Source organism: Arthrobacter sp. ASL1, from assembly GCF_056680475.1.
In genome coordinates this window covers 1,487,065-1,513,111 of the sequence record NZ_CM155284.1, presented here as the reverse complement: position 1 = coordinate 1,513,111, position 26,047 = coordinate 1,487,065, and the positions used below count along the sequence as shown (strand labels likewise).

Here is a 26,047-nt window from a genome sequence, read left to right as displayed (position 1 = left end):
TTGAGGATATGCGCGTACAGGTAGTCGACCACCCGCTGGTGGCCCACAAGGTCTCGGTTCTCCGCGACAAAAGCACCCCGTCCCCGGTCTTCCGGCAGCTCACCGATGAACTGGTGACCCTGCTGGCCTACGAGGCCACGCGCGAGGTGCGCACCGTCCAGGTGGAGGTCGAGACCCCGGTCGCCACCACCATCGGCACCTCCTTCGCGAAGCCGACCCCGCTGGTCGTGCCGATCCTGCGCGCCGGCCTGGGCATGCTCGAGGGCATGACCCGCCTGGTCCCCACCGCCGAGGTCGGATTCCTGGGCATGGCCCGCAACGAGAAGACCCTGGACATCGTCACCTACGCCGAGCGGCTGCCCGAGGACCTCACCGGCCGCCAGGTGTTCGTGCTGGACCCGATGCTGGCCACCGGCGGCACCCTGATCGAGGCCATCAAGTTTCTCTTCGACCGCGGCGCCTCCGACGTCACCTGCATCTGCCTCATCGCCGCCCCCGAGGGGCTGGACCGGCTCGAGGAGTCCTACGGCGATGACGCCCGCGTGCACCTGGTGCTGGCCGCCCTGGACGAGAAGCTCGACGAGAACGCCTACATCGTCCCCGGCCTCGGCGACGCCGGTGACCGGCTCTACGGGCTGGCGCACTAGAAGACACTGCACGACGGCGGTACCCCCGGCCGGCGGCGTAGTACGCCCATCTTCCGGTCCGCGAGACGTTTGGCGCGGTACCATAATGGTATGGCTCTGAACCTACGTATTCCCGAAGAACTTGACCGGGAGCTCGACCGGCTTGCTGAAGCCCAGCACGTCTCCAAGAGCGCGCTTCTGCTTCAAGGCGCCGAGCTGGTTGTCGAAAGGAACTCCCGGCGCCGAGAAGTAGACGAGATCTTTGATTCCGTTGTCGCCGATCATGCGGAACTCCTGCGCCGCCTGGAAGATGCGTGACGCGGTATCTGAGTCTCGATGACGCCCTGCATGTGGGCAACCGATTTGGTTTCCACGTGCGTGACGCCGGAATGCTGGCTTCGGCTTTGGCCCGATCGGCGACTCGTATCATGGGGAAAGACGCCTACCCATCCTTGGGGATGAAGGCTGCGGTTCTCCTCGAGTCCGTCATCAGAAACCATCCGCTGCTGGACGGTAACAAACGGACAGGCATGACGTTGATGATCATATTCCTCCGGGTGAACGGAAGAGTTGAGAAGACCTCAGAAACGGCGCTTTTCGATTTGGCGGTCGGAGTAGCCGCCGGAGAGATCGGCTCCGAAGAGTCCGCAGCGATCATCGAGAAGATGTTGGGCTGACCACATCCCCAGGGCGCGAGGCCTCGGGAGCGGCACGACGATGGCGCGCATGCCCCACCAGCGACGATTCCCCGCCCGGAATACCGGGCGGGGCTTCGCCACGCGTGCGATGTCGGTCAGCCACCGAGGGCCGTCGCCGCTCCGCTCAGATCGTAGATCGTCACCCCGTCGATGACCTTGACCGGGGCGTGCCCGCCACGGGATGGATCGGCGACGCAGAGGTGGGGACGAAATGTGTGGGACGGGTCCTGCAGCGTGGGTCCGTGGTGCGGTCTGGACCGTGGGTGGGGGCGGTAGTTGGTACATGCACCCAGCTTCCCCACCGTTGTTGTGTCGATGGCGGGATGGTGCTGTTGCGGATCCACGAGGGCCTTCTAGACGGCGGACTGCGGCGGCTGGTCAGGACGTGGGGGCAAATCGAAGGCCAGCGGCAGCCGGACCTCGAACTCGGTGTGCCCGGGACGGCTGCTGACGTTGATCGTGCCGCCGTGGGATTCGACGATGCCGCGCACGATCGGCAGGCCCAACCCCACGGTCCCCTCGGCGCCGGAACGGGAGTTGTCGGCCCGGGTGAAGCGGGCGAAGACCTGCGGCAGGAATTCCTCGTCGATGCCGTCGCCGTCGTCGGTGACCCTGAGGATGGCATGCCGGCCGTCGGCGGAGCGGGCGACGCCGATGTCCACCGCCGTCCCCTCCACGGTGTGCTTGCGCGCGTTGGAAAGCAGGTTGTTCAGCACGCGGGCCAGCTGGGTGCCGTCGCCGCGGACCACGACCGGCCCGTCGGGCAGCGCGAGCCGCCACTGGTGGGTCGGGGCGGCGACCTGGAAGTCCCGCGCGGTCTCCAGGGCCAGCTGGCTCAGGTCGACGTCGACGGCGGTCGGCCTCTGGCCTTCGTCGAGGCGCGCCAGCAGCAGCAGGTCCTCCACCAGGGAACCCATCCGGTGGCTTTGCTCCACGACGCGGTCCAGCGACGTCCGGCCATCGGGGCTGAGGTGTTCGGTGGCGACGACCAGTTCGGAGTAGCCCCGCACGGCGGCCAACGGCGTGCGCAGCTCGTGGGACGCGTCGGCGACGAAACGCCGCATGCGCGCCTCGGAATTCTGGCGCACCTCCAGTGCCGACTCAACGTTGTCCAGCAACGCGTTCAGGGCGTGGCCCATGTTCCCGGCCTCGGTGCCCGGCTCTGCATCGGCTGGGGTGACGCGTTGGGCCAGACGGACCTCGCCGGCGTCCAGGGGCAGTTCCGCGACGGATCCGGCGACGGCGGAGACGCGTTCGAGTTGCACCAGCGAACGGCGCACGATCACCGAGCCGATGAGCCCGGTGGCCACCAGCCCCGAGGACGCCACCAGCAGCATGGTGATGTCCAGCGAGAAGAGAGTGTGCCGGGTGTTCTCCACGGGCAGGCCGGTGATGAGGATCGACGTGCCGGATTCGTCCGCCGCGGCGTGGCCGTCCTGGGTGGAGGTGACGGCCATGAGCCGGTAGCGGCCGACCGAGAGGTCCTCGGTCGTGGGCGCGGCACCGGCCGAGACCTCGGCCAGGATCCGGGCGTCCTGTTCGTTCAGCTGCTGCCGTTCCCCGGTCTCGCGGTCCAGGACGCCGCCGATGAGGATGGTGTTGCCTTCGATGCGGGCGTTGAGCGTGCCGGAGCCCTGCCCGGGTGCGTTCAACGGATCGGGCACGTTGCTGCCCTTGCCGGAGGCGTTGCCGTCGAAGGCCGCCGCGCGGTTGGAGGCCTGCCCGAGTTGCTCGTCGAGTTGGCCGTAGAGGCTGTTGCTCATCACGGTGTGGGTGAAGACGCCGATCACCAGGCAGATCAGGGCCAGCAGGGCGATGAGCGCTGCCAGCATGCGGGCGCGCAGCGACCAGTGCTTGGTGGGGTTCCGGGCGCCCGCCGAACGACCCGCACCGGCGGGCGGGGCCGCGGGTTTGGGGGGTGCGTTGGAGGTCACGGGGCGGGCTTCAGCACATACCCTGCGCCGCGGACCGTATGGATCATGGGCTCGCGCCCGGCATCGATCTTCTTGCGCAGGTAGGAGATGTACAGCTCGACGATGTTGGCCTGGCCGCCGAAGTCGTACTGCCACACGCTGTCCAGGATCTGGTTCTTGGACATCACGCGCCGGGCGTTCTCCATCAGGTAGTGCAGCAGGTCGAACTCGGTGGCGGTGAGGTTCACGATGTCCCCGCCACGGCTGACCTCGCGCATGTCCAGGTTCATGGCCAGGTCCCCGACGACGAGCTCGGCAGCATCGGCCTTGGCCGCGCCGGACCGTTCGACGAGGCGGTGCAGGCGAAGCAGGACCTCCTCGAGGCTGAACGGCTTGGTCACGTAGTCGTCGCCCCCGAGGGAGAGGCCCTCGATCCGGTTCTCCACCGCGTCCTTGGCGGTCAGGAACAGGGCCGGGACCTCCGGCTGGAACGTGCGGATCTTGCGCAGCACCTCGGTGCCGTCGAAACCCGGGAGCATCCAGTCCAGCACGAGGATGTCGGGGGTGAAGGAACGGGCCTCCTGCACGGCGGAGGGTCCGTCGCCGGCGACCTTGACCTGCCACCCGAGCATGCGGGCGCCCATGCTGACCAGTTCGGCCAGCGAGGGCTCGTCGTCGACCACGAGGGCCCTGATGGGCGTGCCATCCGGGTGTTCCAAACGGGGGAGCTGGTTCGGGGAGAACTGCGAGTTCGTCATGAGTCGATACTCCTCTGCACCTATAGGGCCGGGCTGGGATGAAGCTGTGCCCGGGCTGTGAAGCCCGTGCCACCTACAGTACCGGCGCCCCCCGGCGGGGCCGTGCCCGAACCACCCACCGCGGTGCCCGGATAGTCAAGCCCATGACCGCCGGAAGTCCACGTCACGCATAACTATGCACGGCTTGTTTTAGGGATCGCATCACGATGCCGGAGTGGTCAATACGAACAGTGTCGACGGTCTTTGTTGACCAGACCGCTGCATCCAAAGGGTTCACTTCAGAAAACTGCACAATGTGAATCACCTCACAAAGTGGTCTTTCCGTCTCACTATGTGGACAGATGCGATGAATATTACTTGCGGGTTCGAATTATTACGGCAAGACTGGTCATGTGAACATCGAACCAGCAGCACTCGCGGCCTCAGGCCCCCGTTGGGGCCATGGACTCGGACGTGCGCGCAGCTGTTGTCGAATGTCGGCCTAGCTTCTTCCCACCCGCCGAAGACCCGAAGCACGGCTGGACCGGTCGCCGCCACCTGCACGACGCCGGACAGCTGCCCCAAGACAGTTCACCGACTTTTCGCACAGTTAGAGGTTCCACCATGTCTGTTACTTCTGGATACGTCCACATCTCCATCCGCAACGCGCAGAACCGCGCGGCCGCCCAGCGCCAGGGGGGCGGTCACGGCGAGTACGGTGCACCGCAGGGCTACCGCCAGCTCCATGCCGTGCCCTCCCCGCAGGAGCGCCACGCGGTCACCGCGCCGACCCCGGTCATTGCCGGCAACGGCACGCCGGGCCCGCAGGCCGTCGAACGCGACACCGAGGCCCGCGGCTTCGTGCTCTACGTTGGCCTCGACGAGGCGACCGCGCAGGAGCAGGGCACCTCGCTGGGCAAACTGGCCACCCAGGTGCGCGCCTACCTGCAGACCCTCTCGCCCGAGGCCCAGACGCACGCCGCCGTCGCCCTGGCCCCGGCCAGCGCGCCGGGTGAGAGCATCGACGTCGTGCGCCAGGCGCTGGGGGACCCCACCGTGGCCCGCCGCCCGCGCACCGAGACCGCCCGGCAGCAGCCGGCCACCTCGCGCCCCTCCGGCGTGCTGATCGACCTCTCGCGCCGCGAGGTCCACCTGGACGGGCAGACGCTGAACCTGACCTTCAAGGAGTTCGAGCTGCTGAACTACCTGGTGGAGAACGGCGCCCGCACCGTCGGCCGCGACGAGCTGCTGACCAACCTGTGGCGCAACGCCGAGGAGGTCCCGAACGAGCGCACCATCGACGTGCACATCCGCCGCCTGCGCTCCAAGCTCGGCCGCCTGGCCAACACCGTGCGCACCGTGCGCGGCCAGGGCTACCGCTTCTACGAGCACCCCGAGGTCATCGTCTGGGCCGCCCCGGAGTACAGCATCTGATCCAGCACCACGCACGACGGCGATGCCCCCGTGGTGGGGCATCGCCGTCGTGCTGCGTGGCGGGGTGTGCGGGCACCTAAGCTGAAGCCATGAGCCAGCACGATGTGAAGCGCCTGATGCTCCTGCGCCATGCCAAGGCCGAGTTCCCCTTCGGCGTCGGGGACCACGACCGGCCGCTGGCCACCCGCGGCAACCGCGAGGCGCCGTCCGCCGGCGCCTGGATGGTGGCCCATGGCTGGGTTCCGGACTACATTGTGTGCTCCGATGCGCTGCGCGCCCGGTCCACCTGCGCGTGGGTGTCCAGCGAGCTGGGGGAGAAGGGCCCGACCCCGTACCTGGACTCCCGCGTGTACGGGGCCTCGGCGACGCAGCTGGTCTCCGTCATCAACGAGACCCCCGAGACCGTCTCCACGCTGCTGGTCATCGGGCACCTGCCGACCGTCCAGGAGGTGGCGATGTCGCTGGCCTCAATCGAGTCCGACGAGGAGCCGGTGATGGAGCTGGCGACCCGCTATCCGACGCTGGGGCTGACACTGCTGGAAACGCAGAAGCAGTGGGCCGAGCTCGACGGCCGGGACGCACGCGTCACCGGGTTCGTGGTCCCACGCCCCTGAGGCCGGGCCGGAGCTGCGGGGCCGCCCGGCCGCGGCGTCAGCCGATGGCGGCGAAGACGGCCACCGCGTCGACGCAGGTGGCGATGCTGCGCTCGGGGTGGAAGACGTGCCGGTCGCGCCCGATGATCAGCACCGCGCCGAAGACCGCGGTGGCCAGGGCCGCCGGATCCGCACGGTCCAGTCCCGGGTGCGCACCCGTGGCGCGAAGGCGGTCCAGTGCGGTGGCGATGACGTCGATGATCTCCCCGCGCAGCTCCTCCAGGGTGTGGGACCACTCGCTGGGGGATTGCCACTGCTCGCTGATCCACAGCTGCGCGAAGGCGGGGTATTCGTGCATGAACTCCAGCGAAGCGGCGACCATGTCCCGGAACCCGGCGACCGGATCGGGGTCCGCGGCCCCCTGCTCCAGCCGGTCGAAGAGCACGTCGGCGCCGAAGCGGATCAGCTGGCCGATCAGCTGGGCCTTGGAGCCGAAATTGTAGTACACCGTGCCCTTGGAGACCCCGGCCGCGGCGGCGATCTCGTCGACCGTGACCTGGTGGTGGCCCCGTTCGCCGATCAGCGTCATGGACGCGGCGAACAACTTGTGCTTCGAGCCGGTCGCCCGGACCCGTTCCCGCCCGCTCACGCCGCCAGCTCCGGGTGCAGGGTCTTCAACGTCCAGGTCTTGCCCCGGTGCACGGCCAGCACGCTCATCACCAGGCCGATCACCGCATAGCCCAGCAACGCCAGCACCAGCGGGACGAGTCCATCGAGCGTCGCCCCGTACATCAGATGCCGCAGCCCCGTGATCACGTGCCCCATGGGGAGCAGGTTGTGGGCCACATGCAGCGGATCGGGCGTGGTCTCCCAGGGGAACGTGCCGCCGGCGGAGACCAGCTGGAGCACCAGGAGCACCAGGACCACGAGCTTTCCGGGGGTGCCCAGCAGGGCGCAGATGCCCTGCACCAGCGCCGTGAAGGCCACGCTGGCCATCAGGAACAGCCCCCACGTCAGCCATGGGTGCGCGGTCTCCAGTCCGAGGCCGAAGAGCACGACGCCGTAGAGCACCGTGGCCTGCAGCATGGAAAGGAACAGGAACGGCAGCCAGCCGCCGATCGCGATCTTCCAGGAGGCGGCGTTCGACGCCAGGGCCCGGTGGGTGACCGGACGCATGATCTGCACCAGGATGAAGGCACCGATCCAGACGGCCAACGTCATGAAGAACGGTGCCAGCCCCTCGCCGTAGGTCCCGGCGCTGGCCTGGTCGGTCTGCGCGACCGAGACGGGGTCCCCGATGACATTCGAGACCTGGGTCTTCTGGGGGTCCGAGGGGTTGGGGACCTGCTTCGTGCCGTCGGTGAGCCGGGTGGCCAGCGTCCCCGAGCCGTCGACGAGCTGGTCGGCCCCGGAGGACAGCTCGTCGATGCCGCCGCGCAGGTCCGTGGTGCCCTGTTGGAGCGAACCGGTCCCGTCGACGAGCGAGGCGGTTCCGCTGTCGAGCTGTTTCGCCCCGGAGAGGGCATCTTGTTGGCCGGAGAGCAAGGTGTTGGCTCCTCCGGCAAGCTTCCCGGCCCCGGAGGAGAGCTGCCCGGCACCGTCACCGGCGTCGGAGATGCCCGACACGAGGGCCGGGGTGGCATCGGCGAGTGAGTCGGCACCGGTCGCCAGCGTGCCGAGGCCGCCGCTGAGCTGGGAGGCGCCGGTGGCCACCTGTCGGGAGCCGGCGGCAAGCTGGTCGATTTGCGACTGCGCGGTCGCCAGGTCCTTCTGGGTCTTCTCCGCCTGGGCGGTGACCCCGGAATCGGCGGCGAGCTTCTTGACGGAGGCGCGGGCGGCCTCGGCCTGGTCGGCGGTGATGACCCCGTCGTCGATCAGCTGGTCCACGGAGCCCTCGGCGCGCTGGTCGGCGTCCTTCTCCAGGGACTTGATGGTGTCGGCGGCGTGGCCCACCTTGGCACTGAGCTGCTCGTTGCCGTCGGCGACCCGGTCGGCGCCGTCGGCCAGTTGCTTCCCGGCGGCGTTCGCCGACGCGGCCCCGTCGGCGAGTTGCCGGGTCGTCTGCGGCAGCGTGGCGGTCTTCGATTCCAGCGCGCCCAGGCCGTTGGAGAGGCGGTCGGCGCCGTCCTGCAGGTCACCGGCCCCCGAGGCCAACGCCCCCGTTCCGGTCACGAGCTTCCGCTCGCCCGCGACGAGCGAGGAGCTGCCGTCGTGGAGCTGTCGGGCACCGGAGTCCAGTTTTCCGGCACCGGAGTCGAGCTCCTGCGCCCCGGTCGCGAGGGTGCCAATGCCGTCGTCGAGCCTGACGGTGCCGTCATGCAGCTCGCTGGCGCCGTCGGCCGCCTTCGCCATCTGCGAGTGGATGCGCCCGTAGCCGGTCAGCAGGGTGTCCGCCGTTTCCGTCCCGACCTCCCGGGCCACGGTGTTGTGGACCTCTCCGGCGAGCTTGTCGGCGAACGTGCCGACCATGTAGTTGTTCGCGTCGTTGGTGGTGACCTGCAAGATGGCCTGCTGCGCGGCGTCGAAGTCCTCGGGGGAGGCCAGGTTCTTCGAGAAGTCCTTCGGGATGGTCATGGCGAACGCATATTCGCCCGTGCGCACGCCCTCCTCGGCGTCGGCCTCCGAGCCCACGACGCTCCAGCCGAAGGTCGCGTCCTGCAGCAGCGAATCGACGACGTCGTCGCCGACGTGCAGGTCCTTGCCGTCCTGTTGGGCGCCCTGGTCCTCGTTGACGAGCGCCACCTTGACGTTGTCCAGGTGGGAGTAGGGATTCCAGTTCGCGTAGAGGTAGAGCGCCCCGTAGAGCAGCGGAACGAGCGTCATGGCGATGATGGCCATCCAGGGCAGCACGCCGCTGGTCATGCGCTTGAGTTCGGACAGGGCCAGTCGAAGGGTGGTCATGCGGGGACTTCCGTGGGGTGGGGGAGGTTGTTTTGGCCGGCGGTGGCGACCGTTCCGGTCCAGGTGGTGGGGACGGATTGCACGACGGCGATGATCGCCGGATGCCGCCGTCCGGCGGCCGTCTTGGCCAAGTGGGCCACCCACGCGTCGTCGGCGATGCCGTGCCGGTCGGGGGTGTCGAACACCAGCAGGGTGGTCTGGTGTTCCTCCAGGGCCAGGTGGGTGAGGATCCGCAGCCGGTCCAGGGGGTCGATGGCGTCGACGAACTGCCCGGCCAGTTCGGTGTAGTGGTGGCGTTCGAGCCAGGCGTTGACGCCGCTGCGGCGCCAGAACGGGCCGGGGTGCAGGGCCAGGTCCTCGGCGACGAGGTCCCTGACCTTGATGTGGGATTCGGGTTCGTTGATCTGCGGGGAGTCCACGATCATGCTGATCCGGCGCACCCCGGACAGGGACGGATCGCCGTCCCACGCCACGGTTCCGGTGTCGGGGCGCATGCGGGCACTCAGGCCCAGGGCCAGCGCGGTCCGGGTGGGCTGGGGCTCGGCCTGGACCAGCAGCAGTCCGCCGGCGGCGACGGCCAGGCTGGTGGGTTCGACCAGCGGGCCGTGGCGGCCGGTAAGGGAGAATTCGTCTGCGATGAGCACTCTTCAATACTAAATCAAACTGACCGGTCAGTTCAATTAGTGGTGGTGTGGTGTCCGTCCTTCTGCCATCGCGGGCACCGGCATCGCGGGTTCGCGTAGTCTCTGCACATGGCAGAACTGGGGCGGGTGGCATGGCCACCCTTGTCGATGAGCACCAAAAGGCTGGTGCTGAGGGCGTCGGCGGCGGAGGACCGCGCAACCACCATTGAACTCTTCGCCTCGGCCGAAGTCGGAGCCTACGTCGGCGGCGCTCGCCCGCGAGGGGAACTCGAGCAAGAGGTTCCTGAAATTCCCGGGAGGCGGCCGGGCTACTTCGTGGTTGATCTCGATGGATCGATGATCGGCATGGTCGCGTTCGATCGGCGCGACGTGGAGCGGCCTGGTCATGTGCGCGCGGGCGGGGAGGAAGTCGAAATCAGCTACATGCTCCTACCTCGTATGTGGGGCCGGGGCTATGCAGCCGAAGCGTGTGCAGCCGCGCTCGCGTGGTGTGACGGAGCCTTTGCGGGCGAGCCGGTTCTCCTTTGCACCCAGGCTGCAAATCAGCGGTCGATGAACCTTGCGGAGAAGCTGGGTTTCGAGATGGCCGATCGGTTCCAGGAATTCGGCGCCGAGCAATGGCTGGGTGTGCGGACTCCGGTTTTACCCGCCAACTAATCCGCCGGGGAACGAGAAAAGGCCCCGCCGAAGCGGGGCCTTTCTGTTGGTGCGCCCAAAGGGATTCGAACCCCTGACCTTCTGTTCCGTAGACAGACGCTCTATCCAGCTGAGCTATGGGCGCTCGGTCCGCGACCTCGTCGCTGACCTCGAATAACTATACAGACAGTTGACGGGCGTGCAAAATCGAGGTGGGAGGCCCCGTGGCCGCCCACGAATACGACGATTTTAACTAGACCGGTCTACGTGATCTTGATCACACGAGGTATGATCGGAGGCCCGGGAATCCGGGGGAGAGACGCCCGATGGCGGTGGTGGGGACCGTGCGGCACCCGGGGCCGCCGTCGTGCCCCTGTCCCGCCGACCTAGCATCGATAAGACCAGCAACAGCCCAATGGAGGGAATGGACATGAGCGAGCGCTCCGATCAGACGGTCCTCGACGCGGAGCGTCAGACGGCACCGACGACCCACGCAGAGCTATTGGCTTGGGTTTCCGACATCATCGAGCTCACGGAGCCGGCCAATGTCCATTGGGTCGATGGCAGCCAGGAGGAGGTCAACCGCCTCACGGGCGAACTGGTCGACGGAGGCACGCTCGTGCGCCTGGACGATGAGAAGTTCCCGAACTCCTTCGCGGCCTTCTCCGACCCGAAGGACGTCGCCCGGGTGGAGGAGCGGACGTTCATCTGCTCGTCCGAGAAGCGCGACGCCGGGTTCACCAACAACTGGATGGACCCGAAGGAGATGACCCCGATCCTGCAGAACCTCTTCAAGGGGTCCATGCATGGGCGCACCATGTACGTCATCCCGTTCGTGATGGGCCCGCTGGACGCGGAGCAGCCGCAGTTCGGCGTCGAGGTCACCGACTCCGCCTACGTCGTCGCCTCCATGCGGATCATGGCGCGCATCGGCAACGACGTGCTGCGCAAGATGGAGGCCACCAACGCGTTCTTCGTCCCCGCCGTGCACTCCGTGGGCGCCCCGCTCGAAGCGGGCCAGGCCGATGTGCCGTGGCCCTGCAACGAGGACAAGTGGATCGTGCACTTCCCCGAGAACCGTTCGATCTGGTCCTACGGCTCCGGCTACGGCGGCAACGCGCTGCTGGGCAAGAAGTGCTTCGCCCTGCGCATCGCCTCCGTCATGGCACGTGACGAGGGCTGGCTGGCCGAGCACATGCTGATCCTCAAGCTCACCAGCCCCCAGGGCAAGAGCTACAACGTCGCCGCGGCCTTCCCGTCGGCCTGTGGCAAGACCAACCTGGCCCTGCTGGACCCCACGGTCGAGGGCTGGAAGGCCGAGACCCTGGGCGATGACATCAACTGGATGCGCATCGGCAAGGAGGGCGAGCTGCGCGGGGTCAACCCCGAGTACGGCTTGTTCGGCGTCGCCCCGGGCACCGGCTGGGCAACGAACCCCAACGCCATGCGCGCCATCACCAAGGGCAACTCGATCTTCACCAACGTCGCCCTCACCGATGACGGCGGTGTCTGGTGGGAGGGCATGACCGAAGAGGTCCCCGCCCACCTGACCGACTGGCTCGGCAACGACTGGACCCCGGAGTCCGGCACCCCCGCGGCCCACCCGAACTCCCGCTTCTGCACGCCGATCAACCAGATCGACATGCTCTCCGAGGAGTTCTACAACCCGGACGGCGTCGAGATCCACGCGATCCTCTTCGGCGGCCGCCGCAAGACCACCATCCCGCTGGTCACCGAGGCCCGCTCGTGGACCAACGGCATCTTCATGGGTTCCACGCTCTCCTCGGAGACGACCGCCGCTGCCGCCGGTGCCGTCGGTCGGGTGCGCCGCGACCCGATGGCAATGCTGCCGTTCATCGGGTACGACGCCGGGGACTACCTCAATCACTGGGACTCCATCGAGGCCAAGGCCAACCCGGAGCGCCTGCCGCGCATCTTCCTGGTCAACTGGTTCCGCCGCACGCCCGAGGGCGGCTTCGCCTGGCCCGGGTTCGGCGACAACTCCCGCGTGCTCAAGTGGATCATCGAGCGCATCGAGGGGACCGCAGACGCCCGCGAGACACCGATCGGCTACGTGCCGACCGGCGAGTCGATGGACCTGACCGGCCTGGACGGGTTCACCGCCGAGGACGTCGAGGTCGCCGTCACGGTCGACCCGGAGGAGTGGAAGCAGGAACTGGCCGGCATCGAGGAGTGGTACGCCAACTTCGGCGAGTCGCTGCCCACGTCGCTGCAGAACGAACTGGCCGGGCTGAAGCAGCGCCTCGGCGCCTAGCAGCCTGACCACCCCGACGGCGGGGAGCCGGCCCGGAACCTTGGATTCGGATGGGCTCCCCGCCGTCGTGCGTGGTGGAACTCATGCCCGGTGACGGCGGCGGCCGGTCCACACGCCGGGGCCATGGGCGACTTTTCACCTAGGAGACTGGCATGATGGTGGCATGATCCTCGCGCGCTTGATCCTCGGGCTGCTCAGCCTCTCGCCGATGACCGGCTACGACCTGAAGAAGCACTTCGACTCGAGCATCAACCACTTCTGGAATGCCGACAAGGCACAGATCTACCGCACACTGGCCCAGCTGGTTTCCGACGAGCTGGCGACCGTGCAGACCGTCCCGCAGGAGAACTACCCCGCCCGGCAGGAACACCACATCACGGCCGCCGGACGCTCCGTCCTGCAGGAGTGGCTGGTCGGCGGGCTGGACCGCCAGCCGGCGCGCGAGCCGTTCCTGGGGCGCATCTTCTTCTCCGGCGGGCTGGCCCGCGATGAGGTGGTGGGCCTGCTGGCCGCCCGCCGCGCGGAGACCCGGGAGCTGCGCGACTCCTACCGGGCGCTGCGGGCCGACCTCGACGCCGCGGCGCTGACCGACCGCCGCGGCTACCTGATGGCCGCCACCCTGGACCACGGCATCGCGCACGTCGACGCGGAACTGTCCTGGCTCGACACCGTCGAAGGGAACCTGCCATGAGCGAGCGCCCCGCCACCCGCGCCGATGCGGCCGGCACCGCCGGCCCCGCCGGACGGCTGGACCCGGCCGGCTACCCGGAGATCCACCGTCCGTTGCGCGCCCGCGCCGACGGCAAGCCGGCCCAGACGCTGGTCTTCCTGCACGGGGGCAACGTCGCCAACTGGATGTGGGATCCGCAGGTCAAGGCGTTCCCCGCCTACCAGGTCTTCACCCCGCATCTGCCCGGCTTCGGCGCGCGGGCCGAGGAGGACTGGAGCGGGCTGGACAGCGCCGCCGACGACGTTGCCGCGTTCATCGCCGAGGAGGTCGAGGACAGCCGGGTCCACCTGGTGGGCCTCTCGCTGGGCGCGGTCATCGGGCTGCGGGCGCTGGCCCGGCACCCCGAGTTGTTCGCCAGCGCGCTGTTCTCCGGGGCGGGCATCCGCCCGGTCGGCGCCGCCGCCCGGATCTCGGCGGCCAGCCAGCTGCGCTTCGGCGACGCCGAGTGGTTCTGGAAGGTCCAGGCCGGGGCGTTCGGGATCCCCGCGACCTCCCGCAGGATCTACTCCGACCACGGCCTGAGCCTGCGCCCGGAGAACATGAAGGCCATGATGGCGGAGGTCTATGCCGGCGGTCTGCCCGAGGGATTGGGGGACTTCGCCGGTCGCCTGCTGATGGTGGCCGGAGCCCGGGAGCCAGCGGTGGTTCGCAAGGGATTCGCCGATGTGGCCGCGGTGCGCCCGGACACCGAATTCCGCATCGCTCCGGGCATGCACCACCAGTGGAGCATCGAGGACCCGCTGTTCTTCAACGCCATGGTCCGCGCCTGGATCGAACGCGGCGAGGCGCATCCCCGGCTGGAACGGGTCCCCGGGCTCTAGCGGCACGCCGCAAGTGCCCGGGAACCCGGCTCATCAACCGGCCGTGGGACCGACGGGGATCGTGGCCTGCAGGTAGACGCTGGAGCCGGCCGCAGCGAATTCACGGCTCTTGGCCTCCATCCCCGCGGCGATGCCGTCGGCCAGTTCGCGTTGCCGCGCCGCCCCGCCGAACTCGTCGCGGATGTCCTGCGAGATGCGCATGGAGCAGAACTTCGGCCCGCACATCGAGCAGAAATGCGCCGTTTTCGCCGGTTCGGCCGGCAGCGTCTCGTCGTGGAACGCTTGGGCGGTGGCCGGATCGAGCCCTAGGGCGAACTGGTCGTTCCAGCGGAACTCGAACCGCGCCCTCGACAGGGCGTCGTCCCGCGCCGTCGCCCCGGGGTGGCCCTTGGCGACGTCGGCTGCATGCGCGGCGATCTTGTAGGTGATCACCCCGGTCTTCACGTCGTCCTTGTCCGGCAGCCCCAAATGCTCCTTGGGGGTGACATAGCAGAGCATCGCCGTGCCGTACCGGGCGATCTCGGTGGCCCCAATCGCGCTGGTGATGTGGTCGTAGCCCGGGGCCGTGTCGGTGACCAGCGGGCCCAGCGTATAGAACGGGGCGCCGTCGCACAGCTCCTGTTGGCGTTCGACGTTCTCGCGGACCAGGTGCAGCGGGATGTGGCCGGGACCCTCCACCATCACCTGGACGTCGAATTCCCTGGCCCGCTTCGTCAGCTCGGCCAGCGTGTCCAGCTCGGCGAACTGCGCCGCGTCGTTGGCATCGGCGAGCGAGCCGGGCCGCAGGCCGTCGCCGAGCGAGAACGCCACGTCGTAGCGGGCGAAGATCTCGCACAGCTCGTCGTAGTGCGTGTAGAGGAAGTTCTCCTGGTGGTGGGCCAGGCACCAGCCGGCCATGATCGAACCTCCCCGCGAGACGATGCCGGTCACCCGGTCGGCCGTCAGCGGCACATGGCGCAACAGGACGCCGGCGTGGATGGTCATGTAATCCACCCCCTGTTCGCACTGCTCGATCACGGTGTCGCGGAAGATCTCCCACGTCAGCTTCGCGGCGTCGCCGTCGACCTTCTCGAGCGCCTGGTAGATCGGCACGGTGCCGATCGGCACGGGCGAGTTGCGGATCAGCCATTCGCGGGTGGTGTGGATGTCGTCGCCGGTGGAGAGGTCCATGACCGTGTCGGCACCCCATTTCGTGGCCCAGGTCAGCTTCTCGACCTCCTCGGCGATGGAGGAGGTCACCGCCGAGTTGCCGATGTTGGCGTTGATCTTCACCAGGAACGCCTTGCCGATGATCATCGGCTCGGACTCCGGATGGTTGATGTTCACCGGGATGATGGCCCGGCCGGCGGCCAGCTCGCTGCGCACCAGCTCCGCGTCGCACCCCTCGCGCAGTGCCACGTAGCGCATCTCGGGGGTGATGGTGCCGTGGCGGGCGTAATGCATCTGGGTGACCGTGCGGCCCTCAAGGGACCGGCGGGGGACCGGCGTGGCACCACTCCATTCGGCCGAGGCCGCGCCCCGGCGCACCGCCGAACGGCCGTCGTCGTGCAGGTTCCGTCGCCGGCCGTCATACTCCAAGGTGTCGGACCGGGCGGCGATCCAGGCGGTGCGGGGCCGCGGCAGTCCGGCGGTCGGCTCTGATCCGGGCCCGGCGGTCCGGTAGGCCAGGTGCGGGTCGTTGGTGGTGCCGTCGGGGGAGTCGGCCAGCGAGATCGCGGTGACCGGGACGCGCAGTCCGTGGTCGGGATCCTCGATCCAGTGCAGCCGGTGCTGCGGATGCTGCTCCCAAGTCGTGGGTGTTTCGTCCCCGCCCCCTGGTGTGCTGGTCCCCGCGGGGTCGGACGGACAGGTGGTGGGTGTTTCCAGGGAATAGCTCATTCGAGCCCTCAACTTCCTACGCCGGCATGACCCGGACAGGTTCGACGGTCCCGAGCGGTCAGCTCGATCTCAGCCCCTCCTGGGGCACCCGTGTGGACCCTGCGAGCGTAGCGGAACGGCCCGCGACCTGGCTAATCCAGGTCGCGGGCCATGTCGCTGCGGAGTTCCCCCCGGCGCGGCCCCTCCCCAGGAGGCCCCGCCGTCGTACTCCGCAGTTTGTGGGCTCAGGCGGCGAGCCAGAGGTCGGGTCCGAAGACCTCGTAGTGGATGTTCATTGCGGGGATGCCGGCGGCGATCGCCTGGCTGCGGACGGCGCGCATGAACGGCAGCGGACCGCACAGGTACATCCGGGCGTCGGCGGGCAGTTCGACGCCGGTGAGGTCCATGAAGCCCTCGGCGGCCAGGGTGTCCTCCGACTTGGTGCTGGCGTCCTCGAGCCACAGCTTCAGCTCGGCGTTGGGCAGTGCGTCCACGGCGGAGCGCATCTGGTCCTTCAGCGCCCAGTTGTCCTCCCGTTGTTCGGCGTGCAGGACCAGGACCTGGCGCTCGGATTCGAGCTCGGCCAATGCCTGCAGGGCCGAGGCGCTGGGCGTGCAGCCGATGCCCGCAGTGGCGATGATGATCGGCGCGCCCTCCATGTCCAGGGTGATGTCGCCGTAGGGGTTCGACAACTCCACGACGTCGCCGACCTGCAGGTTGGCGTGCATGAACGGCGAGACCTCCCCGCCGGTGTCGAGCTTGGTGGTCAGCACGCGTTCGGTGGTGGAGGAGACGGCATCGGAGAGCGAATACTGGCGGACCTGGCGCAGCCCGTCGGCCAGCGGCAGGCGGATGCTCACGAACTGGCCGGCCTTGGCCACGGAGACTGCGGTGGCGTCGCCCGGGACGAAGCGGAAGGTGACGCAGTCGGTGCCCACGGATTCGCGGCTGGCCAGGCGCCAGGGGGCATAGACGCGGTCGTTGGCCTGCTCCGCGTAGAGTCCCGTCTCGATCTTGACCAGGGCGTCGGCCATCAGCCAGTAGACCTCGGTCCAGGCGGCGACGACCTCGTCGGTGGCGGCATCGCCCAGGTCCTCGGCGATGGCCGCGAAGAGGTGCTCGAAGACGATCTGGTACTGCTCGGGCTGGATGCCCAGGGAGGTGTGCCTGTGGGCGATGCGGGCCAGGATCGACTCGGGCAGCGTCTCGGGGTGCTGGACCAGGTGGGTGGCGAAGGCGGCGATGCTGCCGGCCAGGGCCTTTTGCTGGGCCCCGTTCTGCTGGTTGGCGCGGCTGAACATCCCGTCCAGGAGTTCGGGACGGGCGGCGAACATGCCGGAGTAGAACTTCTTGGTGATCTCGCCGATCCGTTCCCCGATGACGGGCAGGGTGGCTTCGATGACGGGGCGTGACGTTTCTGAGAGCATTAGATCTCCTGAAGTCGATTACTTGCGTCGGAACGGCAAGTATTATGAGACATTTCTACACCCTGTAGAAGTCGGGTGCAAATCGGTTACGGAAAAGTCGGCAGGGGCAGCCGCGTCAACGCCGGGGAGGCCGAGAGCTCTCGCACGGTGGTGTGGTCGAGCTCATCGTAGAAGGCGTCGCGGGCGCGGGCGAAGGCGCTGCGCAGCCGGCAGCCGGCGATGAGCGGACAAGCCGATCCGTCGGCCCGCGTGCAGTCGACGACGTCGGGCTGTTCATCCAGCGAGCGCAGGATGGACCCCGGGCGCGCGTCCAGCCCCGTCGTGCTGATCCGTACCCCGCCGGCCCGGCCACGTTGGACATCGACGTGTCCGAGCTGGCCGAGCCGCAGCACCGCCTTGCTGACCTGGTTGTAGGGGATGTCGATCGACACCGCGATCTCCCGGGTGGTCAGCTGGTGCCCGGGCCGGGCCGCCAGGATCATGAGGATGCGCAGGCAGACGTCCGAGAAGGCGTTGATCCTCATCGGGGACGGCGGGTGGGCATCAGGCCCAGATCTGCAATTCGCCCGGTTCCGGCGTGGGCTCGTCGAACGTCCACTCGCCCCCCTCTTCGGCCGGCGGCGTGTAGGGCTGGATCACGGCGACGGCGCCGCCGAGGCTGTGCTCGGCCATGGCGTGTACGGCGTCGCGGTCCTCCTGCATCAAGGTGACGTCGGAGACCAGCGCGACGGCGGTGAACTGGTCGCGCTGCCCGGTCAGCAGCGTCACCAGGTCCTCCATCATCGCCTCGGCGTCGATGTCGGCTTCCGGGTCCTGCTCCTCCTCGGGCGGCTGGACGGCGAGCAGGCGCAGTTCGCCCTCCTCCTCGGCGTCGGGCTCCAGCCCGATGGCAAACGGCAGGAAGACGCCGTTGGTCTCCAGCTGCTCGCGGGCGACACCCAGGGCGGTGCCGAGGACCTTGTTCAGGTCCTGGTGGGCGGCGTCGCCGAGTTCGGCCAGCCGGTTCTCCGTGGTGTTCTCGCTCATGCTGTGCTCCTGACGATGGTGAGGACGGCGTCGCGGACGCGTTCCATGGTCGTGGTGTCGACGGCTTCCCCGTTGTAGCGCAGGAAGGGTTCGGTGTTGGACGGACGCAGGTTGAACCAGAACGACCCGTCCGTCGCGGTCACGGTGGTCCCATCCAGCGTACCGACCACGGTGTCCTGCGTCGAAAATTCGCGCAGCACGCGGGCGACGGCGGCATCCTTGTCGGAAACCTCGGAGTTGATCTCCCCGGAGGAGAAGTAGGGCTCGTACTCCTCGGCCAGCTCGCCCAGCGGCCGCTCCTGGGAGCCCAGGGCGGCCAGCACGTGCATGGCGGCCAGCATACCGGTATCGGCGTTGAAGAAGTCCCGGAAGTAGTAGTGGGCGCTGTGCTCGCCGCCGAAGACGGCACCCTCGGCGGCCATGACGGCCTTGATGAACGAGTGCCCCACCCGCGTGACCACCGGCCGGCCGCCGTCGTGCTCCACCAGCTCGGGGACGGCGCGGGAGGTGATGAGGTTGTGGATGATGACCGGGGTGTCCTCCCCGGCGGCCTGGGCGCGGGCGATCTCGCGGCGGGCGACCAGGGCGGTGATCGCCGAGGGGGAGACCGGTGCCCCGGTCTCGTCGATGACGAAGCAGCGGTCGGCATCCCCGTCGAAGGCCAGGCCGATGTCGGCCCCGTGTTCGACGACGGCGGCCTGCAGGTCCCTGAGGTTCTCCGGCTCCAGCGGGTTGGCCGGGTGGTTGGGGAAGGTGCCGTCCAGCTCGAAGTACAGCGGCACGATCTCCAACGGCAGCCCCGGAAGCAGGGCATCGCCGAGGACCGCGGGGGTGGTCAGGCCCGACATGCCGTTGGCGGCATCGACGACGACCTTCAGCGGGCGGATGCTAGAGAGGTCCACCAGCGAGCGCAGGTAGGCGGCATAGTCGGCCAGCACGTCGAGGGTGTCGATGGCCCCCTCGGGGGTATCGCCGGAGACCGGCAGCCCCTCGGCGAGGTAGGTCTGGGCGAGGTCGCGGATCTCGTAGAGCCCGGTGTCGGAGGAGACCGGGACGGCTCCGGCCTGGGCCATCTTCATCCCGTTGTAGGCCGCGGGGTTGTGGCTGGCGGTGAACACCACGCCGGCCGCCTGGTGCTGCCCGCAGGCGAAGTAGAGCTCGTCGGTGGAGATCAGCCCGAGCAGGGAGACGTCGGCGCCGCGGTAGGAGGCGCCGCGGGCGAAGGCCGCGGAGAAGGCGGGGGAGGAGGGGCGCATGTCCCCGCCGACCAGCACGCGCTTCCCGGCCAGGCCCAGCACGTCCACGAAGGCTGCGCCGACGGCCTCGACGATCTCCTCGTTGATGGTTTCGCCGACGATGCCGCGCACGTCGTAGGCCTTGAAGGACTGGGAAAGATCAATTTCGTCGTTCACGCGTTCGAGCATAGCCGGTGGCCGCGGATCCAGACGATGATCCACAAGCCCCGGCCCCGGTGCCCACCCGTGGGTGCACGCTGGAATACTGGGGTCATGGTTGAAACGCGGAACAGGCAATTGCACGACGACGCCACCGAGGTGCTGCGCCGGCTCGTGGGGCACGGGGACGCCCGGTTCCACGCGGGGCAGTTCGAGGCGATCGAGGCGCTGGTCGACGGCGGCCGGCGCGCCCTGGTGGTCCAGCGCACCGGTTGGGGCAAATCCGCCGTGTACTTCGTGGCCTCCCTGCTGTTGCGTGCCCGCGGCGCCGGCCCGACGCTGATCGTCTCCCCGCTGCTGGCGCTCATGCGCGACCAGGTCGCCGCCGCGGCACGGGCCGGGGTGCGGGCCGAGGCGATCAACTCCGCCAACGCCGTCCAGTGGCGGGAGATCACCGCCAAGCTCGACGCCGACGAGGTGGACGTGCTGCTCGTCTCGCCGGAACGGCTGAACAACCCGGCCTTCCGCGAGCAGCAGTTGCCGGACCTGGTCGCGCGGATGGGCCTGCTGGTCATCGACGAGGCCCACTGCATCTCCGATTGGGGCCATGACTTCCGCCCCGACTACCGCCGGATCCGCGACTTGATCGGCGCGCTGCCGTCCAATGTCCCGGTGCTGGCCACCACGGCCACCGCCAACGAGCGGGTGGTCCACGACGTGCAGGAACAGCTGGCGGTCGGCGGGGCCGAGGTCTTCACGCTGCGCGGCCCGCTGGCCCGCAAATCGTTGCGCCTGGGTGTGTTGCGGCTGCCCAGCCCGCGGATGCAGCTGGCCTGGCTGCTCACCCACCTGGGGGACCTGCCCGGCAGCGGGATCATCTACACGCTGACCGTCTCCGCCGCCGAGGACATCGCCCGGCTGCTGCGCGAAGCCGGGCATGACGTTCGCTCCTACACCGGGCGCACCGACCCCGAGGAGCGCGCCGTCTCCGAGCAGGCGCTGAAGGAAAACCAGGTCAAGGCGCTGATTGCCACCAGTGCCCTGGGCATGGGCTTCGACAAGCCCGACCTCGGGTTCGTCGTCCACGTCGGTGCCCCGAGCTCCCCGGTGGCCTACTACCAGCAGGTCGGCCGTGCCGGGCGTGGAACCGACAACGCCGACGTGCTGCTGCTTCCCGGCCCCGAGGACCGCGAGATCTGGCGGTACTTCGCCACCGCGTCCATGCCGGATGAGGAACGCGCCCACGCGGTGCTGGCCGAGCTTGAGGCCGCCGGCACCGCCGTCTCGGTCCCCGCGCTCGAGGCCCGGGTCAATCTGCGCCGCTCGCCCCTGGAGCTGCTGCTGAAGGTGTTGGCGGTCGACGGGGCCGTCGAACGCGTCGGTGGCGGGTGGGTGCGCACGCGCGAACCGTGGGCCTACGACGCCGGACGCTACTCCCGGGTGGCCGCAGCCCGCGTCGACGAGCAGAACTCCATGCTCGAGTACGAACGCACCACCGGCTGCCGGATGGAATTCCTCTCCCGGGTACTCGATGACCCGGAGGCCGCCCCTTGCGGCCGCTGCGACAACTGCGCCGGCCCCTGGTACCAGGACACCATCGGCGACGACGCGCGCGACCGGTCCCAGACGGCACTGGGGCGCGTCGGCGTGCAGCTTGATCCCCGGGCGATGTGGCCCGGCGGCATGGACCGGCTGGGCGTGGACCTCAAGGGGAAGATCAAACCCGAGAGCCAGGCCCGCCCCGGCCGGGCCCTGGCCCGGCTGACCGACCTGGGGTGGGGAGCCCGGCTGCGCACCCTGCTGGCGACGTCCGCCGAACAGGTTGTCGACGCGCCCATCGAGGATGCCATGCTGCGCGCCTGCGTCCAGGTGCTCTCGGAGTGGGATTGGGCCGAACGGCCGGCCGCGGTGGTTGCCATGCCCTCGCGCACCCGCCCGCAACTGGTCGAATCGTTTGCCACCGGCATCGCCCGGATCGGCCAGCTGCCCTACCTGGGCACCCTCGAATACCCGCACGGGGGCCCCCGCGGGGGATCGGGCGGGAACAGCGCGTTCCGGCTGGCCGCGGTCTGGGGCCAGCTCGGCGTCGGTGGCGAACTGGCCGGCCAACTGGGGGCCTTGAGTGGGCCGGTGCTGCTCATCGACGACTACGTGGACAGCCGGTGGACCATCACCGAGGCCACCCGCTTGCTGCGCGGGGCCGGGGCACCTGCAGTGCTGCCCTTCGTCCTGGCCGTCTCCGCCTGACCGGGTGGTCCCGCGGCCCTAGACTTGGACCATGGAGACGTTGTTGTGGGTCCTGGTCCCCCTGGTGCTGATCGCCCTCGGGTGGTGGCTGCTGAGCCGGCTGCGCCGAAAGACCTCCGCCGAGGTCAAATCGGCGGTCGGGCCCGCCTCCGCGCAACAGGCCGCGGGACAGCTGGGGGCCGAGGCGCACCGGGCCGTCTACCGGAATCTGGCCCAGGGCAACTTCATGGGGGCGGTCCAGGAATACCGCGCCGCCACCGGTGCCGGCGTCAAGGCCAGCATCATCGCCGTGCGCAGCCTCGAGGCCCACCCGCAGGTCCACCAGGAGCGGGGCACCCTCTCCGACGCCGGCCCTGCGCCAGCGGCCGGACCCACCGCGGCCACGGATTCCGCCGGGCCCACCACTGCCGATCACCAGGATCCGCAGTCCACGGCAGCATCAGCCGCGGCCGCCGACGCACCCGCTGACGCCGATGCCGTCGACGAAACGCCGGCCAACGCACCGTCAGCGGCCGAGGACTTCACGATCCCCGATGACTGGGCCGAAAAGTTCGGTAGCGGAGCCAGCCGCAAGACCTCGACGTTCAGGATCTCCGCCGAACAGGACGGGGTGGTGCGCGAATTCGGTACCGACGAACTGCCGCCGGCGGAGTTCGACCAGTTCCAGTCCCTGCTGCGCGACCACGACCTCGGCGGGGCGGCGGACCTGCTGGCCAAGTACTCCGGACTGGACCGCGACTCCATACGGCAGCTGCTCGACACCGCACCGGTGGACGGGAACCCGGCCTCCATGGGCGACAACATCGCGGACTTCAGCTTCGAGGGGGACGGCCCCGAAGGACACGTGAAGTTCAGCGCCAGCGACCTGCCGGGCGAGGACAAGGGCCGCTTTCTGGGCTTCATGCGGGCCGGTGACCTGGGCCGCGCCGCGGCGATCGTGCACCAGCACACCGGCCTGCCCGTGGAGATGGTCGAACAGCTTCTCACCGCGTTCGGCAAGAAGTAGATCCGACCCGGCCACGTGGTCAGTCGGACGCTGGTCCCGGCAGGAGGGACCGGAGCGCCTCGAAAGGCCGCGGAATTTCACCGCCGTGGGAGAAGAGGATGCGGTCCACCTCCAGATACGACACCCGGACCAGTGATCTGTCGGCCTGGACCTGGTCCTCGGTGAATCCGGCCGGGGCCCTGCGGATCGAGGAACCGTCGCTGCCTGCAAGGTCGCCGAGGAACAGCATCGACAGACCTGCGGCGAGCAGGCACCTGTGGCCGGGGCTGTGGCCGGGCGTCTCCAATGCGCGGAGCCCACGGACCTCGGTGCCTTCGGAGAGCGATCGGACGACCCCCGCCACGGGGATCCTGTCGCGTTCCTGGACCCCGGCCCAGACCTGCGGCGAACCCGCCTTCGCCACGACATCCGCCAGGCTCCCCACATGGTCGGGATGGGAATGCGTGAGGATGACGTCGCTGACATCGTGCCAACCGGCTCCGACCGTCGCCAATGCCTGGCCGATCCGCCCCGCATTTCCGGGCATTCCGGTATCGACGAGGACGACTCCATCGTCATGGGGGATGATGAAGCAGCGAACGTCGAATTCGAGCGGATCCGGGCCGGCGGTCCCGGCCGGCAGGCTCACGTCCATGACCACGGCCGCGACCGCCGGCAATCCGTTTCCCATGGCAGCGTCCCTTCGCCCGACCGTGTCTGAACCCAGTATGGGCGGTCGGCGCCGGCCTGAACAGCCGGCAGGGCGCCCGCTCCGGTTCCCAGGGCGTGGCACAAAAAAACCCCTACCTGAGTAGGGGTTTTTCAGCGGAGACGGGGGGATTTGAACCCCCGGTCGAGTTTAACCCCGACCCTTCATTAGCAGTGAAGTCCATTCGGCCGCTCTGGCACGTCTCCAGCGCTGCAAAGGCAACCCCCCAAGAGTACCGACAACCGGCCCCGAAATTCAAAAGCAGCGCTCAGGCCACCGTCCGCCACAGGAACTCGTAGCTGGTCGCCAGCATCTGCGCGCTCTGCCGGTTGTCCGATGCCCCGGCATGCCCGCCCTCCAGCGACTCGCGGTACCAGATCCCCGGAACCCCGGCGTCGAGCATCTTCGCCGCCATCTTCCGGGCCTGCACCGGCCCGACCCGGTCATCGCTCGTCGCGCTCCAGATCAGGGCCGAGGGGAAGCGGGTGCCAGAGGCCAGCGCGTCATCGAGCAGGTGGTACGGGGAGAACCCGCGGATGAACTCCCAGTCCGCGGGGACGTCGGGGTCCCCGTATTCGGCGATCCACGAATGCCCCGCCGACAGCCGCGTGTAGCGGCGCATGTCCAGCAGCGGAACGCCGCACGAAATGGCCCCGAACAGTTCCGGGTAGCGGGTGAGCATGTTCCCGACCAGCAGTCCGCCGTTGCTGCGGCCGGTGGCCGCCAGGTGTGGCGCGGTGGTGACACCGCGGGCCCCCAGGTCCCGCGCGATCGCCGCGAAGTCCTCGTAGGCGCGGTGCCGGTTTTCGCGCAGTGCGGCCCGATGCCAGCCCGGACCGTACTCGCCGCCCCCGCGGATGTTGGCCAGCACGTAGACCCCGCCTCGGCCGGTGTTGCCCTCCCGGCGCAGCCACGCCCGGCCCACCACCCCGGAGTACGACGGCGTCAGGCTGGTTTCGAATCCACCGTAGCCATTCATGAGTACGGGGTTTGCCCCGTCGTGGACCAGATCGGCGGGGCCGACCTGGAAATAGGGCACCCGGGTGCCGTCGTCACTGGTCGCGAAATGCTGCTGCACGTCCAGACCCGTGGCATCGAAGCGGGCTGGCGAGGATTTCACCGGCTGCGGTACCCCGGCGCCGACCGTCCCCCGGGAAAGCGTCGCCGGGGTTAGGAACCCCGAGGAGACCAGCCAGTAGTCGTTCCCCGTCTCGGGATCCTCGTCGTCCACTGCACCGATCGAGAGGTCCAGGTGTTCCCCGGCGCCGACGTCGAGGGACCGCAGGCTCCATCCGGCGGCGGGATCCGCGACGAGGACCTGCGAGGAGACGTGGTGCAGCACGGTGAGCAGCAGGTAGTCGGCGGTGAACGAGGTGGACTGCAGCGAGGTGGCCGCATCCGGGGTGAACACCGTGGTCACCGTGTGCTCGCCAGCCAGGAAGGCGTCGAGGTCGGCGACGGCGAGCGAGCCGGCCGGCAGCTGCGTCCCGGCGATGTCGCAGTCCTGCTGGGGGCTGAAGAGCAGCCAGCCGCGGTGGACGCCGACCCTCACATGGGTCGGGACCTCCACCGGCATCCACGCCCCGTCGCGCAGAAGCGAGGTGCGCGTGGTGAAGAAGTCGATGACGTCGGTGGCGATGACGTGCCCGAAGCCCGGGGTCTGGTCCACGGAGACGGAGGCCATCACATGTGAGGGGTCGACCGAGTAGGCCTCCGGCGCATCGGAGGGGTCCATGCCGCGTTCGAGGCGGCGCACGGTGCGGGCGTACCCGGAGCGGGTCAGCGATCCCGGGCCGAATTCGGTGGCCACGTACCAGGCATCCGGGCCGTCCCACGCTACCTGCGTCTTTCCGGCCGGCAGGGTGAAGCCGCCGGGCGCGAAGGCCGCCGCGGCCAGGTCGAACTCGCGGACCTCGACCGCGTCCCCGCCATCGGGGGAGAGGCGGACCAGCGCGCGGACGTATTCGCCGTCGCCGGCCGGGTGCAGCATCCGGGTCCCGGCGAAGACCCAGTCGGTTCCCTCGGCGGCGGCGAGCGCGTCGACGTCGAGCAGGATCTGCCAGTCGGGCTCCGCGCTGCGGTAGGACTCCCAGCCGGTGCGGCGCCAGAGGCCCTTCGGATGCGCGGCGTCGCGCCAGAAGTTGTAGTAGAAGCCGCCGTGCTTGGTGGCCATTGGGATGCGGTCGTCCGCGTCCAGCACGGAGAGCACCGAGGCCTCGAGGGCACGGTAGGCGTCGTCGTGCAGCATGTCCTCGGTGGCGGCGTTGCGTGCGGTGACCCAGTCCAGGGCCCGGGCGGAGTGGATATCCTCCAGCCACCCCCAGGGATCCTGCGGTTCGGCGTCGGTGCCCTGGTTCGGTGCGGTGGTGTCCACGGTGCTGTCCATGCGCCCCA

General features: G+C 69.1%; 23 protein-coding genes, 2 tRNA genes and 1 riboswitch. Of the genes, 11 read left to right on the top strand and 14 right to left on the bottom strand.

Annotation, left to right across the window (positions count from 1 at the left end):
- The first annotated feature begins 8 nt into the window (after positions 1–8).
- The 3 genes from upp to AC1MEQ_RS07130 all read left to right on the top strand — a co-directional run bounded on the left by upp (position 9) and on the right by AC1MEQ_RS07130 (position 1,303).
- Positions 9–647, top strand: a complete 639-nt coding sequence (upp, locus tag AC1MEQ_RS07140; RefSeq protein WP_479795246.1) for a uracil phosphoribosyltransferase — start codon at positions 9–11, stop codon at positions 645–647.
- 90 nt (positions 648–737) lie between these two features.
- Positions 738–944 carry a ribbon-helix-helix protein, CopG family gene (locus tag AC1MEQ_RS07135; RefSeq protein WP_479795244.1) on the top strand — a complete coding sequence of 69 codons (207 nt, stop codon included), beginning with the start codon at positions 738–740 and terminating at the stop codon, positions 942–944.
- Between the two features lie 71 nt (positions 945–1,015).
- The gene (locus AC1MEQ_RS07130) at positions 1,016–1,303 is read left to right on the top strand and encodes a type II toxin-antitoxin system death-on-curing family toxin (RefSeq protein ID WP_479796080.1); all 288 of its coding nucleotides are present in this window, start codon (positions 1,016–1,018) and stop codon (positions 1,301–1,303) included.
- A gap of 374 nt (positions 1,304–1,677) precedes the next feature.
- Here AC1MEQ_RS07130 and AC1MEQ_RS07125 read toward each other — a convergent pair whose 3' ends face one another.
- Both AC1MEQ_RS07125 and AC1MEQ_RS07120 read right to left on the bottom strand, forming a co-directional pair.
- On the bottom strand, positions 1,678–3,258 hold the full coding sequence (locus tag AC1MEQ_RS07125) for a sensor histidine kinase (RefSeq protein WP_479795243.1): 1,581 nt from the start codon (positions 3,256–3,258) through the stop codon (positions 1,678–1,680).
- A complete protein-coding gene (locus AC1MEQ_RS07120) occupies positions 3,255–3,995 on the bottom strand; it encodes a response regulator transcription factor (protein WP_479795241.1) in 741 nt (246 codons plus the stop codon). The genes AC1MEQ_RS07125 and AC1MEQ_RS07120 overlap by 4 nt, the downstream gene beginning before the upstream one ends.
- A 603-nt stretch (positions 3,996–4,598) precedes the next feature.
- On the opposite strand from AC1MEQ_RS07120, the gene AC1MEQ_RS07115 reads away from it, so the two are divergent.
- The gene (locus tag AC1MEQ_RS07115; protein ID WP_479795240.1) at positions 4,599–5,408 is read left to right on the top strand and encodes a winged helix-turn-helix domain-containing protein; all 810 of its coding nucleotides are present in this window, start codon (positions 4,599–4,601) and stop codon (positions 5,406–5,408) included.
- Between the two features lie 89 nt (positions 5,409–5,497).
- On the top strand, positions 5,498–6,022 hold the full coding sequence (locus tag AC1MEQ_RS07110) for a SixA phosphatase family protein (RefSeq protein WP_479795238.1): 525 nt from the start codon (positions 5,498–5,500) through the stop codon (positions 6,020–6,022).
- Between the two features lie 37 nt (positions 6,023–6,059).
- Here AC1MEQ_RS07110 and AC1MEQ_RS07105 read toward each other — a convergent pair whose 3' ends face one another.
- Genes AC1MEQ_RS07105 through AC1MEQ_RS07095 form a run of 3 tightly spaced genes read right to left on the bottom strand, consistent with a single transcriptional unit; the run spans position 6,060 to position 9,546 of the window.
- Positions 6,060–6,650: a TetR/AcrR family transcriptional regulator gene (locus AC1MEQ_RS07105; protein WP_479795236.1), complete on the bottom strand. Its 591-nt coding sequence runs from the start codon at positions 6,648–6,650 to the stop codon at positions 6,060–6,062.
- Entirely contained in the window at positions 6,647–8,902 is a 2,256-nt protein-coding gene (locus AC1MEQ_RS07100) for a YhgE/Pip family protein (RefSeq protein ID WP_479795235.1), read from the bottom strand. The genes AC1MEQ_RS07105 and AC1MEQ_RS07100 overlap by 4 nt, the downstream gene beginning before the upstream one ends.
- Positions 8,899–9,546 carry an ABC transporter ATP-binding protein gene (locus AC1MEQ_RS07095; protein ID WP_479795233.1) on the bottom strand — a complete coding sequence of 216 codons (648 nt, stop codon included), beginning with the start codon at positions 9,544–9,546 and terminating at the stop codon, positions 8,899–8,901. The genes AC1MEQ_RS07100 and AC1MEQ_RS07095 overlap by 4 nt, the downstream gene beginning before the upstream one ends.
- Positions 9,547–9,654: 108 nt before the next feature.
- Here AC1MEQ_RS07095 and AC1MEQ_RS07090 point away from each other — a divergent pair, with 108 nt between their 5' ends.
- Positions 9,655–10,203 (top strand): GNAT family N-acetyltransferase, encoded by a 549-nt coding sequence (locus AC1MEQ_RS07090; RefSeq protein WP_479795231.1) that lies wholly within the window; start codon positions 9,655–9,657, stop codon positions 10,201–10,203.
- A gap of 47 nt (positions 10,204–10,250) precedes the next feature.
- On the opposite strand, the gene AC1MEQ_RS07085 is transcribed toward AC1MEQ_RS07090, so the two are convergent.
- Positions 10,251–10,327: transfer RNA gene (locus AC1MEQ_RS07085), tRNA-Arg, on the bottom strand.
- A 285-nt stretch (positions 10,328–10,612) separates the two neighbouring features.
- On the opposite strand from AC1MEQ_RS07085, the gene AC1MEQ_RS07080 reads away from it, so the two are divergent.
- From AC1MEQ_RS07080 to AC1MEQ_RS07070, 3 genes are all read left to right on the top strand, one after another.
- A complete protein-coding gene (locus AC1MEQ_RS07080) occupies positions 10,613–12,457 on the top strand; it encodes a phosphoenolpyruvate carboxykinase (GTP) (RefSeq protein WP_479795229.1) in 1,845 nt (614 codons plus the stop codon).
- Positions 12,458–12,620: 163 nt separating this feature from the next.
- Positions 12,621–13,148 carry a PadR family transcriptional regulator gene (locus AC1MEQ_RS07075; RefSeq protein ID WP_479795227.1) on the top strand — a complete coding sequence of 176 codons (528 nt, stop codon included), beginning with the start codon at positions 12,621–12,623 and terminating at the stop codon, positions 13,146–13,148.
- Entirely contained in the window at positions 13,145–14,008 is an 864-nt protein-coding gene (locus AC1MEQ_RS07070) for an alpha/beta fold hydrolase (RefSeq protein WP_479795225.1), read from the top strand. Before AC1MEQ_RS07075 ends, AC1MEQ_RS07070 begins: the two co-directional genes overlap by 4 nt.
- A gap of 33 nt (positions 14,009–14,041) precedes the next feature.
- Here AC1MEQ_RS07070 and thiC read toward each other — a convergent pair whose 3' ends face one another.
- From thiC to AC1MEQ_RS07045, 5 genes are all read right to left on the bottom strand, one after another.
- On the bottom strand, positions 14,042–15,886 hold the full coding sequence (gene thiC, locus AC1MEQ_RS07065; protein WP_479795223.1) for a phosphomethylpyrimidine synthase ThiC: 1,845 nt from the start codon (positions 15,884–15,886) through the stop codon (positions 14,042–14,044).
- Positions 15,883–15,988: riboswitch (TPP riboswitch) on the bottom strand. Its footprint overlaps the gene before it by 4 nt.
- Before the next feature lie 122 nt (positions 15,989–16,110).
- Positions 16,111–17,292, bottom strand: a complete 1,182-nt coding sequence (locus AC1MEQ_RS07060; RefSeq protein ID WP_479795222.1) for a globin domain-containing protein — start codon at positions 17,290–17,292, stop codon at positions 16,111–16,113.
- A gap of 86 nt (positions 17,293–17,378) precedes the next feature.
- Positions 17,379–17,816 carry an RrF2 family transcriptional regulator gene (locus AC1MEQ_RS07055; RefSeq protein ID WP_479795220.1) on the bottom strand — a complete coding sequence of 146 codons (438 nt, stop codon included), beginning with the start codon at positions 17,814–17,816 and terminating at the stop codon, positions 17,379–17,381.
- 19 nt (positions 17,817–17,835) lie between these two features.
- Positions 17,836–18,318 carry a hypothetical protein gene (locus tag AC1MEQ_RS07050; protein ID WP_479795218.1) on the bottom strand — a complete coding sequence of 161 codons (483 nt, stop codon included), beginning with the start codon at positions 18,316–18,318 and terminating at the stop codon, positions 17,836–17,838.
- Positions 18,315–19,742, bottom strand: coding sequence for a phosphomannomutase/phosphoglucomutase (locus AC1MEQ_RS07045; protein ID WP_479795216.1), 1,428 nt, complete (start codon positions 19,740–19,742; stop codon positions 18,315–18,317). The genes AC1MEQ_RS07050 and AC1MEQ_RS07045 overlap by 4 nt, the downstream gene beginning before the upstream one ends.
- A gap of 84 nt (positions 19,743–19,826) precedes the next feature.
- Between AC1MEQ_RS07045 and AC1MEQ_RS07040 the strand changes: the two genes are divergently transcribed.
- Together AC1MEQ_RS07040 and AC1MEQ_RS07035 are read left to right on the top strand one after the other, a co-directional pair.
- Positions 19,827–21,959, top strand: a complete 2,133-nt coding sequence (locus AC1MEQ_RS07040) for a RecQ family ATP-dependent DNA helicase (protein WP_479795214.1) — start codon at positions 19,827–19,829, stop codon at positions 21,957–21,959.
- A 31-nt stretch (positions 21,960–21,990) separates the two neighbouring features.
- Positions 21,991–22,965 carry a hypothetical protein gene (locus tag AC1MEQ_RS07035; RefSeq protein WP_479795212.1) on the top strand — a complete coding sequence of 325 codons (975 nt, stop codon included), beginning with the start codon at positions 21,991–21,993 and terminating at the stop codon, positions 22,963–22,965.
- A gap of 19 nt (positions 22,966–22,984) precedes the next feature.
- Here AC1MEQ_RS07035 and AC1MEQ_RS07030 read toward each other — a convergent pair whose 3' ends face one another.
- From AC1MEQ_RS07030 to AC1MEQ_RS07020, 3 genes are all read right to left on the bottom strand, one after another.
- A complete protein-coding gene (locus AC1MEQ_RS07030) occupies positions 22,985–23,635 on the bottom strand; it encodes an MBL fold metallo-hydrolase (RefSeq protein WP_479795211.1) in 651 nt (216 codons plus the stop codon).
- A 135-nt stretch (positions 23,636–23,770) separates the two neighbouring features.
- Positions 23,771–23,859 (bottom strand) — tRNA-Ser (locus AC1MEQ_RS07025).
- 62 nt (positions 23,860–23,921) lie between these two features.
- Complete coding sequence (locus tag AC1MEQ_RS07020; protein ID WP_479795209.1) at positions 23,922–26,039, bottom strand: prolyl oligopeptidase family serine peptidase; 2,118 nt, start codon at positions 26,037–26,039, stop codon at positions 23,922–23,924.
- Positions 26,040–26,047: the final 8 nt, after the last annotated feature.